This is a genomic window from Paraburkholderia sp. SIMBA_027 (assembly GCF_046535315.1).
In the GTDB taxonomy this organism is placed as follows: Bacteria; Pseudomonadota; Gammaproteobacteria; order Burkholderiales; family Burkholderiaceae; genus Paraburkholderia; species Paraburkholderia tropica.
Map to the genome: position 1 here is coordinate 24,979 of NZ_JAWRWY010000001.1, position 13,559 is coordinate 38,537.

The window sequence follows — 13,559 nt, forward strand, 5'->3', positions numbered from 1 at the left end:
CGAGGGTCGTTGTGTTGCGAGGCGCGCGATATCCGGCATCCTACCCGAATACGGGCCGCATGAAACTGCGTTCATAACTCACGATGCAACGGTTTTCGTGGGCATAGCCGAAGGCCGCCTGGCAGTCGGGATCGGTCGCCGAACGCTCGCGGTAGGTTTCGTAAGCCGCGAGACTCGGGAAGGAAAACAGCGCGAGCGCGATGTTGTTCGCACCTTCGGACGGCAGAAAGTAGCCGTGATGCTGGCCGCCGAAGCGCTCGACGAGCGGAATCCACATTCTGGCGTAAGTCTCGAATTCGGCCAGGCGGTAAGGGTCGATGACGTAACGCAGGGTGCAGGTGATCACGGCGGCGGTCCTTGTGCGAATGCGGAGGGCTCACCGTGAAAGCTATCGGCGCGCGCCTCGTGTGACGGATGCGCACGATTGTAGCGATCCGGAACGCGCGCCGGATATCTGTTTGATACCTGTCAACGCACGCTTCTCCTCGGCCTCTAAAGTCAAAAAGTGTAAAGACAACGGCCGCGACACGAGAGGAGGGTACGCGATGTATGAAAGGATTCTGGTCGCCTACGACGGCAGCGCGATGTCGCGCGCCGCGCTCGCCCATGCGATCCGGCTCGCCGATATCTGCGGGGCGGAACTGCGCGTGGTGCACGTGCTCGACGCCGTGTCGCCGTTCGGGATGGGCGCGGGCTATGTGCCCGCCGATCTGCTGGACGCCATGCGCGGCGACGCGCGGCGCTTGCTGAGGGAAGCCTACGAACAGGCGCGGGTGGCGGGCGTGGCCTGCGAGACGGAGCTGATCCAGCTCGCGAACCTGAACGACGACATTGCGGGCGGCGTCGCGCGCGAGGCCGCGGCTTGCGGCGCGCGGCTCGTCGTCATCGGCACGCATGGACGGCGGGGTATGCGTCGTGCATTGCTCGGCAGCGTGGCCGAGCGTGTCGCGCGTCAGGCGCCGTGTCCGGTGCTATTGGTGCGCGCCGACGATGCCGCCGCCGCCGCGCAAACCGGCGGCGCCGCCGAGGAATCGACGGAAGCCGGCGGCTAGGCTTGTTCGAGGTCGAAGCCTTCGTCGAGCCAGCCGGTGATGCCGCCGATCATCAGCTTCACCGGGCGGCCGAGCCGCGCGAGCCGGATGGCGCCGCGCGTCGCGCCGTTGCAGTGCGGCCCGGCGCAATACGTCACGAACAGCGTGTCGGGCGCATACGCTTCGAGCTTCGACGCGACGATCTTGCCGTGCGGCAGGTTGATCGCGCCCGGCACGTGACCCTGCGCGTAGAGCGCGGGGCTGCGTACGTCGAGCAGTACGAAATCGGGCTGGCGGCTGCGATCGGCGAGCGCCGCATGCACGTCCCAGCAATCGGTTTCGAACGCCAGCGAGGCGCTGAAATGCGTCAGCGCGTCCGCGCTCGCGGCGGCGGGAATCTCGCTGACGAGAGAGGAAGGCTGCGAAGAAAGCTGCGTCTGAACGGTCATGGTTGCGCTCCGTATTCGAGTGTCGATGTGAGGCATTGTCGCGTGCGCAGCGACTTCGCCGACAGTGGCGCGATCGTCATTTTCCGGTAACATCGCGCCATGTCTCGCACCGCTCCTCATCTCGTCGTCGCGCTGGCTTACGACCGTCTCTGCACCTTTGAATTTGGCTGCGTGACGGAGCTGTTCGCGCTCGAACGGCCCGAACTCGACGTCGCGTGGTATCGCTTCGCCGTGTGCGCGGCCGAGCGCGGGCCGCTGCGCGCGGCGGGCGGCGTGACCGTGTCGGCGCCTTATACGCTGGCCATGCTCGATCGCGCGCAGACCATCGTGATTCCGGGCTGGCGCGATGCCGACGAGCGTCCGCCCGAGGCGCTGCTGCGCAAGCTGCGCGCCGCCCATGCGCGCGGCGCGCGTTTGTGTTCGATCTGCTCGGGCGTGTTCGTGCTGGCGGCGGCGGGCGTGCTCGACGGCAAGCGCGTCACCACGCACTGGCGTTATGCGGAGGCGTTGCAGGAGCGCTATCCGCAACTTCAGGTGGAAGCCGATGCGCTCTATATCGACGAAGGGCAGGTGCTGACGTCGGCCGGATCGGCGGCGGGCATCGACATGTTGCTGCATCTCGTGCGCCGCGATCATGGCGGCGAAGTGGCCAATCGCGTGGCGCAGCGGCTCGTCGTGCCGCCGCATCGCGAAGGCGGGCAGGCGCAGTTCGTTCCGCGTCCGATGCCGCGCGATGAAAGCAGTCCGCTTGCGCGGCTGATGGATTGGGTGCGCGCGAATCCGCGCCTCGAACATAGCGTCGCGTCGCTGGCCGCGCGCGCGGCGATGAGCCCGCGCACGCTGCAACGGCAATTTCTCGACGCCACCGGCATGGGCCCGTACGAATGGGTCGTGCGCGAGCGGGTGAGCGTCGCGCGCGATCTGCTGGAGGCGCGCCCGACATTGAGCATGGAGCGCGTCGCGGAACTCGCGGGGTTCGGCTCGGAAGAGTCGTTGCGACGGCATTTCCGGCGCATCGCGCTCACCACTCCGGCGGCATATCGCGAGCAATTTGCGCGTGGCGCGCGCCGCACGGGGTTGTCGCGTCGTCAGGCTCGCTAATCGGTATTTTCCGGTGATCTGGCCGTGGCGCGCGTAGGCGCAGGCTGCCCGAATCGTCCTTCTCTTTTGCCCGGTCGGGCTGTCCCTCCGCCTCACGCAGACACGTCCTTGCGCGCCGGCGCCTGCATCGCCCGCCCGTGGCGTTTCGCTACGCATGCCGGCCGACACACCGCATTCATCCGATAAATAATGTTTGTAGTTGGCTAATTGATTTGCTATTGACAAATAAAATGCGCCACTCCTATGATGGCCGCACAGTCGCCACACCGGGCCGCGCACGTTAAGCGCGGTCAGTGCGGTTGCTGTGTGCGTACGGCGCGTCAGACGCCGGCTACCGAAGACCCGCCGCACGGGATTCGCCACAATGTCTGGAGACAGGCCCATGCCTCAATCGATCATCTCGGACCGCGTGTCCGAGCGTCCGCTCGCGCCAGCCGCCCATGCTTCGGGCGCCGGGAGCGTCAGCGACGACCTGCTGTTCCGCAAGGTCGCGTGGCGCGTCATTCCGTTTCTGTTCGTCTGCTATGTCGTGTCGTTTCTCGACCGCATCAACATCGGTTTTGCGCAGTTGCAGATGAAGCACGATCTCGGTTTCAGCGACGCCATGTACGGACTCGGCGCGGCGATCTTCTACATCGGCTATGTGCTGTGCGAAGTGCCGAGCAACATGCTGCTCGCCCGTTTCGGCGCGCGCCGCACGTTCATGCGCATCATGCTGCTGTGGGGGATCGCGTCGATCTGCATGATGTTCGTGCACACGCCTACGCATTTCTACGCGCTGCGTTTCTTGCTCGGCGTGTTCGAAGCCGGCTTTTTTCCGGGCATCGTGCTTTACCTGACCTACTGGTTCCCGCCGCGGCGGCGCGCAGCGGTGTTCTCGATCTTCTTCGCGGGCGTGGCGGTGGCGGGCGTGCTGGGCGGCCTCGTGTCGGGCTGGATCATGCGCGACATGGGCGGCGTCATGGGACTCGAAGGCTGGCGCTGGATGTTCGCGATCGAAGGACTGCCCGCCGTGCTGCTCGGTCTGATGGCGGCGTTCTGGCTCGTCGACGGCCCCGAACAGGCGCGCTGGCTCAGCGACGTTGAAAAGGCTCAACTGCTTGCGCAGCGCGAGGGCGCATCGTCGGCACATTCCGCACATTCAGCGCACGCTTCGCGTTCGTTCGGGGCGGCGCTGCGCAATCCGCGCGTCTACCTGTTCGCGTTCATCTATTTTTCGCTGACCTGCGCGTCGCTCACGCTGAACTTCTGGATGCCGCTGATGATCCGCGATTTCGGCGTGCACGACGTGCTCGCGATCAGTCTCTACACGGTGATTCCGAACGCGGTCGGCGCGGTGGGCCTGATGCTGATCGCGCGTCGCTCGGACCGGCGCGGCGAGCGGCGCTGGCACTTCGCGGCGTGCACGGTGGGCGGCGGCGTCGCGCTTTCGCTGCTCACGCTGCATCTGGCGAGCTTCGCGGCGATGATGGCGATTCTCTCGATGGCCGCCGTGCTGATTTTCGCTGCGCTGCCGATCTTCTGGGCCGTGCCGCCTGCGTATCTCTCCGGCAAGGCCGCGGCGGCGGGCATCGCGCTGATCAGCAGTATCGGCATTACGAGCGGCATCGTGAGTCCGTGGGCCATTGGCCTCATCAAGACGCATACCGGCAGCATGGACAATGCGCTCTACATACTGGCCGCGCTGCTCGTGGCGAGCGGCGCGGCGTTGCTGATCGGCGTACCGGCGCCGGACAGGGCGCGTTGAACGGCGCGATCGCCGGCGGATTCGCGTATCGCCGGGTATGAGGAAATCGCGCCCGCGTTTGGCGCGGCGCGCTCAGAGGTCGAGCTGCTTGATCGCGTCCACGCGATCCGGATAAAACGCCAGATGGTTCTGGATCTCCGCGACGGCCGTATGCGGATGCTCGTAGGTCCAGACCGCGTTGGCCGAATGCTCGCCGCCCGGCACGATCGAGTAGTACGCGCAGTCGCCCTTATAGGGGCAGTAGGTGGTGTGGTCGGTGCGCGTGAGCAGCGACATGTCCGCGTCTTCGCGCGGCACGTAGATCACGGGCGGGTAGTTCGCCTCGCGCAGTTCGAGCGCGCGGCGCGTGTCGGCGACAACATGGCCCGCGACCTTCACGACCACGTGCTTCGCCAGCAGCTCGATCGTGATCGGATGGTCCGGGCCGGGAATCTTGACGGATCTGGTTTGCATGACGCGGCTCCTCGCAGTCGGCAGTGGGCATTGGGCGCACGGCCGTGGCGATTGCCGCGTGTGGCGCTCGCTCCAGTGTAGGGCGAAGTCGAAATGGCCGCTTGCGGCACGCCGCACTGCGAGTTCGGGCGGCAGGACGCCGCCCGGTCATGACAAACGGATGACGGCCGTGCGTCTTACTGCTGCGGTGCGCCGTTCCACGCGGGCAGCGTCACGCCGTGATAGACGGCGAGAATCTTCGCCGCCACGTTCGGCTGCTGGTAGCTGGCCACGAGCGTCTTCACCCACGGCGCGTTCGCATCTTTCTCGTTGACGGCGATGAAGTTGCGATACGGGCTGCCATCGACCTTTTCCTGCGCGATGCGCTCTTGCGGAATGCGGATGCCGGCCTTGATCGCCCAGTCGGTATTGACCACGGCGGCGTCGAGGTCGCCAATCGCGCGCCCGACGATGCCCGCATCGAGTTCCTTGATCTTGATTTGCTTCGGATTGCTGGCGATATCGCGCGCCGTCGGCAGCAGGCCGACATCGCTACGCAGCTTGATGAGACCCTGACCCTGCAACAGCAGCAGCGCGCGGCCTTCGTTGCTCGGATCGTTCGGGACGCCGATAGTCGCGCCCTGCGGCAGCGCCGCGACCGACGGATATTTGCGCGAGTAGAGCCCGATCGGCTGCACGTAGGTGAAGCCCACCGGCACGATGGTGTAGTGACGCGCGGCCACCTGCGCATCGAGATAGGGCTTGTGCTGGAACGAATTGGCGTCGAGATCGTGCTCGGACAGCGCTTCGTTGGGCTGGGTGTAGTCGGAGAACGTCGTCACCTTGATGTCGAGGCCGTGCTGGGCGGCGTTCGCGGCCACCACGCGCCAGACGTCTTCGTCCTCGCCGGACATGATGCCCACGCGCAGCGTCTGCGCCGCCTGCGCCGTCGAGGCGAGCGGCCCGAACAGACCGGCGACGAGCGTCAGCGAGGCGAGTCCCGCGGCGATCAGGGTTCGTTTGTTCTTGTTCATATGCGTGCGCCCGTGGCGGAGTGAAAGATGGGGCGATGCTAGGGCGCGCGCGGGCCGCGTCCAACCAATTTCGCGCACGTTCGTTATCGCACGCACGCTGATAAGCACATCGCGGCGCGTGCTTACGGGGGATTGAAGGGCCGGGTCAGGGCGCGATGGCGCGTGCTATGGGGCGATCGCGCAATGCACGTCTCGCGCGAAGCATATGCGTATACGTCGTTTTGCCACGGACCGGGCGATGACTACGATGCTTCGATTGTCACTTTGTCCGGATTCCCCTCATGTCGACCGTCGCCGTCCCCGCTCATGCCGACCGTACCGATCGTGCCGATCCAGCCGGTCACGTCGATACATGGAGCGACGCCGCCGCGCCGCACGCGCGCCCCGTCATCCGCTCGGCGCAGGACGTCGCGCGCATCGTCAACGAAGGGGCGCAGACGGGCAGCAAGGCGCGCGTGGTGATCGCCATCGCGCTCGGCGGCGTGTTTCTCGACGCCTACGATCTCACCTCGCTCGCCTATGGCGTGAAGGACATCGCGCGCGAATTCGCGCTTTCGCCGGTTCAGGTCGGTGTGGTTTCCGCCGCGATCACGTTCGGCGCGATTCTGGGCGCGCTGTTCGGCGGCTATCTGACCGACCGCATCGGGCGCTATCGCGTCTTCATGGCCGACATGCTGTTCTTCGTGGTCGCCGCCATCGCGGCCGGGCTCGCGCCCAATGCGTGGGTGCTCGGCGGCGCGCGCTTCCTGATGGGCTTCGGCGTGGGGCTCGACCTGCCGGTGGCGATGGCCTTTCTCGCCGAGTTCTCGCGCGTGGCGGGCCGCGGCAACAAGGCGGCGAGCGTGGCCGCCTGGTGCCCCGCGTGGTACGCGGCCACGAGTACCTGCTATCTGCTGATTCTCGCGCTCTACGCGATTCTGCCGGCGCATCACGCGGGCTGGCTCTGGCGTTTGACGCTCGCGTTCGGCGCGGTGCCGGCGCTGCTGATCATCGCGGTGCGCAGCCGCTATATCAGCGAGTCGCCGGTCTGGGCCGCGAATCAGGGCGATCTGGAAGGCGCAGCGCGCATTCTCAAACGTTCGTGGGGCGTCGATGCGGTGGTCGAGCGCGACGATGCCAACCCCGCGCAGCACACGCCGCGCGCCGCCTCGTGGCGCAATTACGGCGTGCTGTTCAACGCCACCTATCGGCGTCGCACGATCCTCGCGGCCACCATCGGCGCGGCCTCGTCGTTCGGCTATAACGCGATCATCTTCGGCTTGCCGGTCATCATCGCGAGCTTTTTCAAACAGGGTCCGCTTACCACTATCGTCGCTTCGCTGCTGCTCAATCTGCTGTTCGCCTTCGTCGGCGGCCTGATCGGCGTGCGCACCGCGCCCACCATCGGGGCGTGGAAGATGACCGTGGCGGGCCACGCGTTGCAGGTGAGCGCGCTGGTCGGACTCGCGCTGATCGGTCATCCGTCGAGCGGTGCGTTCGTCGCGCTCGCGATTCTGCTGCTGGGCGCCTATCTGTTCGGGCAAGGTTTCGGCCCCGGCTCGCATTCGATGACGTATGCGTCGCTCAGCTATCCGACTTCGCTGCGCGGCATCGGCGTGGGGTTCAACCAGACGCTCGTGCGCTCGTCGTCGACCATTTCGCTGTTTCTCTTTCCGGTGCTGGCGGCGGCGCTCGGCACGAAGGTGTTCTGGGTGATCGCGGTCGCGCCGCTGACGTCGCTGCTCGTGCTGCTGGCGATTCGCTGGGAGCCGTCGGGCTACGACATCGACGGCGAGGATTACACGCCGCAAGCGGGCGACACCGCGCGACGCGCCGACGATTGCCCCGCCTGCATGCGCGGCTGAGCATAAAAACATCGGCGCCAATCGCGCATAGCCGAAAAGCTCATATGCAATCGCGGATTTTCTAGTAGGGGATTGCGGCACGGGCTGTTCAAATGACCGCTGGACTCGCCCGGCGCGACGCGCGGGCGAGGCGCATTCCGGTCCATTCGAAGCCCTCCTGTCATGCCGAAGACGAAACAGCCGATCCTGCTCAACGCGTTCAACATGAATTGCGTGGGCCATATCAATCACGGTCTGTGGACGCATCCGCGCGACCGCTCGGCCGATTACCGCCAACTCGCGTACTGGACCGATCTCGCGCGCACGCTCGAACGCGGCCTGTTCGACGGGCTGTTTCTCGCCGATATCGTCGGCGTGTACGACGTCTATCAGCGCAATGTCGACGTCACGCTGCGCGAGTCGATTCAACTGCCCGTCAACGATCCCACGCTGCTCGTGCCCGCGATGGCGGCGGCTACGCAGCATCTGGGCTTCGGCGTGACGGTCAATCTCACTTACGAGGCGCCGTATCTGCTCGCGCGGCGCTTTTCCACGCTCGATCATCTGACGCAGGGGCGCATCGGCTGGAATATCGTGACGGGCTATCTGGACAGCGCGGCGCGCGCGATGGGCGTGCGCGAGCAGTTGCCGCACGACGAGCGCTACGAACGCGCCGACGAATATCTGGACGTCCTCTATCAACTGTGGGAAGGCAGTTGGGAAGCGGGCGCGGTGTTGCGCGACAAGGCCGGGCGCGTGTATGCCGATCCGGCGAAAGTGCATCGCGTGCAGCACAAGGGGCGTTATTACGACGTGGATGGCTATCATCTCGCGGAGCCGTCGCCGCAGCGCACGCCGGTGCTGTTTCAGGCCGGCAGTTCAGGACGCGGCCAGCGCTTTGCCGCGCGCCACGCGGAATGCGTGTTCATTTCGCCGCCCAATCGCGCGGTCGGTCGCGAAACGGTGCGCGCGCTGCGCGAGCAGCTCGTGCGCGCGGGGCGCCGTCCCGACGACGTGAAGGTGTTCGTCGGCGCGGCGGTGGTGCCGGGCGCGACCGAACGCGAAGCGCGCGAGAAGTACGCGGATTACCGCCAGTACGCAAGCCGCGAGGCTGGTCTCGCGCACTTCGCGGCGAGCACGGGCATCGACTACGCGCAATACGATCTCGACGCGCCGGTCGATTACACGCCCGGCAACGCCATCGAGTCGGCCACGCGCACGGCGCAGCAGCACGGCTGGACGCGCCGTTCGCTGCTGGAGATGTTCGAGCTGGGCGGACGCTATCCGGCCATCGTCGGCAGCGCGTCGCAGGTGGCCGACGAGTTGCAGGCGTGGGTCGAGGAAGCGGGCGTGGACGGCTTCAATCTGAGCCGCACGGTGGTGCCCGAAAGCTACGAGGATTTCGTCGATCTGATCGTGCCCGAGTTGCAGAATCGCGGGCTCTATAAAACCGCTTACGAGCCGGGCTCGCTGCGCCACAAGCTGTTCGGCGCGGGCGATACGCTGCCCGATCGTCACACCGGCGCGGGCTTCCGGCGCAAGGAAACGGAGACGGTTTGAGGCCGGCGGCGGGCGAGTTATCGCGCCCTGAATATTAGCGTCAGTGATATTTCCTGTTTATGCGTGTCAGCGATATTTGTAGTTTATGCCTCACAGGCATATAATCGCTTTATGCTTCACAGGAATATCCCATGAAGATCATCGTCAATACGCCGGCGGCGCTCGCCGAAATCCTGCTGTCGGCCAGAAAAGAATACGGCCTGACCCAGGCGCAGGCCGCGAGCGCGCTCGGCATCGGCCAGCCGCGCCTGTCGGCGCTCGAAACCACCGGCACGGCCAGCATCTCGCTGGCCCAGATGCTCACGCTGCTTTCGCTCTACGGACTCGAACTGTGCGTGCAGTCGCGCGACACCAGCGGGGTGCTGGAGGCGCGCGAAGACCGGCTGGAGTGGTAGCGCATGGGCCGCAAATCGCATTCGAGCAGCCTGTCGATCTGGGCGAACGGCGAGCGCGTCGGCACCTGGACGCTCGGCGTGACGGGCGAAGCCGAGTTGCGTTACGACGCCGCCTGGAAGGTCTCGGAAGCCGGGCGGCCGCTGTCGCTCTCGCTGCCGTTCGGCGTCGGCGAGCGGCCGTTGCGCGGTGAGCGCGTCCATCATTACTTCGACAATCTGCTGCCGGACAGCATGCCGATCCGCCGCCGCATTGCCGCGCGCTTTCGCACCGGGTCGATCGACGCGTTCGATCTGCTCAAGGCGATCGGGCGCGACTGCGTGGGCGCGGTGCAACTGCTCGACGAAGACGAAACGCCCGAGCCGCAGGGCCGTATCGACGGCACGCCGCTCGACGAGGCCGACATCGAACGGCTGCTGCTCGAAACGGCGGGCGCGCTGCCCGCAGGCAACGACGATGACGACGAACCGCTGCGCATTTCGCTGGCGGGCGCGCAGGAGAAAACCGCGCTGCTCCATCACGAAGGCCGCTGGCTGCTGCCGCACGGCGCCACGCCCACCACGCACATTCTCAAGCTGCCGCTCGGCCTGATCGGCCATCGCAAGGTCGATTTCAACACCTCGGTGGAGAACGAGTGGCTGTGTCTCGCGCTGCTCGCGGCGTACGGGCTGCCGGTGTCGTCGGCGCGCATTGCCACGTTCGGCGCGCAGAAAGTGCTCGCGGTCGAGCGCTTCGATCGCGCCGTCTCGCGCACGGGCGCGTTGCTGCGCCTGCCGCAGGAGGATTTTTGCCAGGCGCTCGGCGTCGCGCCGCATTTCAAGTACGAAACCGACGGCGGCCCCGGCGTGCGCGAGATCGCCGATCTGCTGCGTCAGTCGCAACAGGCGCGCGCGGATATCGACACGTTTCTCGCCGCGCAGATCGTCTACTGGATGATGGCCGCGCCCGATGGCCACGCGAAGAACTTCAGCCTGCGTCTGCTGCCGGGCGGGCGCTTTCAGCTCGCGCCGCTCTATGACGTGATGTCGATCTGGCCCGTGGCCGGCGACGGCGGCAATCAGTGGTCGTGGCACAAGGCGTCGCTGGCGATGGCGGTGTGGGGCAAGAGCCGGCACTACCGCATGCGCGACGTGAAGCGCGCGCATTTCAATGCCACGGCGCAGCTTTGTCACTATGGTTCGGATGCCGAATCAATGATCGATCGACTGATCGAACGCACGCCCGCCGCGATTGAAACCGTGAGCGCGGCGTTGCCTGCGGGATTTCCGGAGCGCGTCGCCGCAAAACTGTTCGACGGTTTGCGTTTTTCCGCGCAACGGCTCGCGGAATAAACCGCGCGAGCGACTGGCGACGCGCAACTCAGCGCGCCGCCGGCGCCACGTGTTCCATTTTCGCTTCGCCGTAGAGCACGTAGATCAGTTCAAGCATGCGGCGAATATCCGCCGATTCGTCGAGCATGCGCATGCTCATGATGACGGGCGAAACGAGCTGCTTGTCGTCGAGATCCTTGTAGGAGACGTCGTCGCGCTTGAGGCCGTAGACGCTGCTCGGCACGATCGAAATCCCTTCGCCAGCCGCCACGAGGCCCAGCGCGATCTGCAATTCGCGTGCTTCGTAAATCCGCATCGGTTCGAGTCCGCGATCGTGGAAACCCGCGAGCACCTGGTCGGCGTAACTCGGACGCGGATGCTTGGGAAAGATGATGATGGTTTCGTTGAGCAGGTCGTGCAGCGAAAGCTCCGGCTTTGCGTCGATCAGCGGATGCCCGAGCGGCAGCGCCACGATCATGCGCTCCTCGCGCAGCACCACGCGGCGAATGCTCGGATCTTCGAGCCGGATGCGCCCAAACCCCACGTCGATACGACCTTCCTTGAGCGCCTTGATCTGATCCATCGTGGACATTTCCACGAGGCTCAGTTCGACCGCGCCATTCTCCTGGCGAAAGCGCCGGATGATCTTCGGCAGCATGCCGTACAGCGTCGAGCCGACGAAACCCACCGTGAGACCGCGCTCGATCTTGCCGACCCGCCGCGTCATCGATTCGAGTTCGTGGGTTTGCGCGAGCAGTTGCACCGCGTGCTGATAGAAGAAGCGCCCCGTGTCGGTGAGCTTGAGCGGCCGCGCGTCGCGCTCGAACAACTGCACGCCGAGTATTTCCTCGAGTTGCTGGATCTGCCGCGACAGCGGCGGTTGCGCAATGTGCAAGCGCTGCGCTGCGCGCGTGAAATTGCGCTCTTCGGCCACGGCCACGAAGTAGCGCAGGTGTCTCAGTTCCATCAAGCCCGCCTGCCGATTTGCCCGCTGACAATACCTCGCGAGCATGAATTTATCCGGTAAATACGGGTTTTCACTCGTATTTGACCTTATCACTATACCTCAAAGGTATGAAACCGCAGCCCGAAAAGTATTGGACGGTCCCTTTGCGCGGCGCGTATAAATCCAATCCATGAACTCCACTCCTGCCGTTGCCGCCATGAAATCCGCGACGATCGAACGTATCGAAACCTGTCTCGTCGATTTGCCGACGATCCGCCCGCACAAGCTCTCGGTCGCCACCATGCACGGCCAGACGCTGATGCTCGTGAAGGTGTTGTGCAGCGACGGCGTGATTGGCGTGGGCGAGGGCACGACGATCGCGGGCATGGCCTACGGTCCGGAAAGCCCGGAAGCGATGAAGCTCGCGGTCGACGCGTACTTCGCGCCCGCCATGATCGGCAAGGACGCCACGCGCATTCAGGAACTGATGGCGCATCTCGGCAAGCTCGTGAAGGTCACGCACTTCGCGAAGAGCGCGCTCGAAACCGCCTTGCTCGACGCGCACGGCAAGCGCCTTGGCGTGCCCGTGAGCGAACTGCTCGGCGGACGCCGCCGCGATCGTCTGCCGGTGGCGTGGACGCTCGCCTCGGGCGACACGGCCAAAGACATCGCGGAAGCCGAAGCGATGCTCGACGCACGCCGTCATCGCGTCTTCAAGCTGAAGATCGGCGCGAAGGCGGTCAAGACCGATATCGAGCACGTCGCGCAGATCAAGCGCGCGCTCGGCGATCGCGCAGCGGTGCGTGTGGACGTGAATATGGCGTGGAGCGAAACCCAGGCGGCCTGGGCGATTCCGGCGCTTGCCGACGCGGGTTGCGAACTCGTCGAGCAGCCGGTTGCGTCCGCGGCGGCGCTTGGACGCCTGATGCGCCGCTTCCCGGTCGCGCTGATGGCTGACGAAGTCTTGCAAGGTCCCGAAAGCGCCTTCGAGATTGCGAAACAGCACGGCGCGGACGTTTTCGCGATCAAGATCGAACAAAGCGGCGGACTCTTTGCCGCGCAGCGCGTGGCGACGATCGCTGACGCCGCGGGCATCGAACTGTACGGCGGCACCATGCTCGAAGGCGCATTCAGCACCGCGGCCTCGGCGCATCTGTTCGCCAGTTTCGCCAATCTGCAGTGGGGCACCGAATTGTTCGGCCCGCTGCTCATCACCGAGGAAATTCTGACCCAGCCGCTCGATTACAGCGATTTCGAATTGACCGTGCCGACCGGCCCGGGACTCGGCATCGAACTCGACGAGGCGAAGGTCAAGCGATTCACGCGCGACGGACTTACCAAGGTCACGCGCTAGATTGCGCGCTCAATCACGCAATTTCCGCTTCAGATAAAGGAAGTCAACGATGCTTTTCCAGGTACGCATGGACGTGAAGATTCCGTCCGATATGCCCGCCGACGTCGCCAACGAAATCAAGGCGCGCGAAAAGGCCTATTCGCAGGATCTGCAACGCAGCGGCAAGTGGCGCCACATCTGGCGTCTCGTGGGCGAATACGCGAATTTCAGCATTTTCGACGTCGAAAGCAATGCAGAACTGCACGACATTCTGACTGCGCTGCCGCTGTTTCCGTATATGGAGATTTCGGTGACGCCGCTGTGCCGTCATCCGTCGTCGATTCGCGAAAACGATATTTGAATGTGAGTCGGTGAGTCGAAGTTGAAAACCGGTTGGAAC

Annotated in this window: 14 protein-coding genes; 9 read left to right on the forward strand and 5 right to left on the reverse strand. The window is 65.2% G+C overall.

Translation table 11 applies throughout. The features are described from left to right. Positions 1-40 precede the first annotated feature (40 nt). Entirely contained in the window at positions 41-346 is a 306-nt protein-coding gene (locus SB764_RS00110; RefSeq protein WP_110328931.1) for an NIPSNAP family protein, read from the reverse strand. Positions 347-545: 199 nt separating this feature from the next. Between SB764_RS00110 and SB764_RS00115 the strand changes: the two genes are divergently transcribed. Then, positions 546-1,052 (forward strand): universal stress protein, encoded by a 507-nt coding sequence (locus tag SB764_RS00115; protein WP_074986818.1) that lies wholly within the window; start codon positions 546-548, stop codon positions 1,050-1,052. On the opposite strand, the gene SB764_RS00120 is transcribed toward SB764_RS00115, so the two are convergent. Continuing rightward, entirely contained in the window at positions 1,049-1,480 is a 432-nt protein-coding gene (locus tag SB764_RS00120) for a rhodanese-like domain-containing protein (RefSeq protein WP_321904028.1), read from the reverse strand. The genes SB764_RS00115 and SB764_RS00120 overlap by 4 nt on opposite strands. Before the next feature lie 99 nt (positions 1,481-1,579). Here SB764_RS00120 and ftrA point away from each other — a divergent pair, with 99 nt between their 5' ends. Both ftrA and SB764_RS00130 read left to right on the forward strand, forming a co-directional pair. Next, positions 1,580-2,581 carry a transcriptional regulator FtrA gene (gene ftrA, locus SB764_RS00125; RefSeq protein ID WP_110328934.1) on the forward strand — a complete coding sequence of 334 codons (1,002 nt, stop codon included), beginning with the start codon at positions 1,580-1,582 and terminating at the stop codon, positions 2,579-2,581. Positions 2,582-2,963: 382 nt separating this feature from the next. Then, positions 2,964-4,328, forward strand: coding sequence for an MFS transporter (locus SB764_RS00130; protein ID WP_410862188.1), 1,365 nt, complete (start codon positions 2,964-2,966; stop codon positions 4,326-4,328). 72 nt (positions 4,329-4,400) lie between these two features. On the opposite strand, the gene SB764_RS00135 is transcribed toward SB764_RS00130, so the two are convergent. Together SB764_RS00135 and SB764_RS00140 are read right to left on the reverse strand one after the other, a co-directional pair. Continuing rightward, the gene (locus SB764_RS00135; protein WP_065059193.1) at positions 4,401-4,781 is read right to left on the reverse strand and encodes a DUF427 domain-containing protein; all 381 of its coding nucleotides are present in this window, start codon (positions 4,779-4,781) and stop codon (positions 4,401-4,403) included. Positions 4,782-4,957: 176 nt separating this feature from the next. After that, entirely contained in the window at positions 4,958-5,794 is an 837-nt protein-coding gene (locus SB764_RS00140) for a MetQ/NlpA family lipoprotein (RefSeq protein WP_110328936.1), read from the reverse strand. Positions 5,795-6,075: 281 nt separating this feature from the next. Here SB764_RS00140 and SB764_RS00145 point away from each other — a divergent pair, with 281 nt between their 5' ends. The 4 genes from SB764_RS00145 to SB764_RS00160 all read left to right on the forward strand — a co-directional run bounded on the left by SB764_RS00145 (position 6,076) and on the right by SB764_RS00160 (position 10,901). Next, entirely contained in the window at positions 6,076-7,638 is a 1,563-nt protein-coding gene (locus SB764_RS00145; protein ID WP_183040241.1) for an MFS transporter, read from the forward strand. 162 nt (positions 7,639-7,800) lie between these two features. After that, positions 7,801-9,177, forward strand: a complete 1,377-nt coding sequence (locus tag SB764_RS00150) for an LLM class flavin-dependent oxidoreductase (protein WP_065059196.1) — start codon at positions 7,801-7,803, stop codon at positions 9,175-9,177. A gap of 131 nt (positions 9,178-9,308) precedes the next feature. Continuing rightward, the gene (locus tag SB764_RS00155; RefSeq protein ID WP_065059197.1) at positions 9,309-9,572 is read left to right on the forward strand and encodes an XRE family transcriptional regulator; all 264 of its coding nucleotides are present in this window, start codon (positions 9,309-9,311) and stop codon (positions 9,570-9,572) included. A 3-nt stretch (positions 9,573-9,575) separates the two neighbouring features. After that, positions 9,576-10,901 carry a type II toxin-antitoxin system HipA family toxin gene (locus SB764_RS00160; protein ID WP_321869313.1) on the forward strand — a complete coding sequence of 442 codons (1,326 nt, stop codon included), beginning with the start codon at positions 9,576-9,578 and terminating at the stop codon, positions 10,899-10,901. A 28-nt stretch (positions 10,902-10,929) separates the two neighbouring features. Here the strand turns inward: SB764_RS00160 and SB764_RS00165 are convergent, their stop codons facing one another. Beyond that, on the reverse strand, positions 10,930-11,847 hold the full coding sequence (locus SB764_RS00165; RefSeq protein ID WP_205991662.1) for a LysR family transcriptional regulator: 918 nt from the start codon (positions 11,845-11,847) through the stop codon (positions 10,930-10,932). Between the two features lie 196 nt (positions 11,848-12,043). Here SB764_RS00165 and SB764_RS00170 point away from each other — a divergent pair, with 196 nt between their 5' ends. Together SB764_RS00170 and catC are read left to right on the forward strand one after the other, a co-directional pair. Beyond that, positions 12,044-13,180, forward strand: a complete 1,137-nt coding sequence (locus SB764_RS00170; RefSeq protein ID WP_410862586.1) for a muconate/chloromuconate family cycloisomerase — start codon at positions 12,044-12,046, stop codon at positions 13,178-13,180. 49 nt (positions 13,181-13,229) lie between these two features. Continuing rightward, positions 13,230-13,520, forward strand: coding sequence for a muconolactone Delta-isomerase (catC, locus tag SB764_RS00175; RefSeq protein WP_065059201.1), 291 nt, complete (start codon positions 13,230-13,232; stop codon positions 13,518-13,520). Positions 13,521-13,559: the final 39 nt, after the last annotated feature.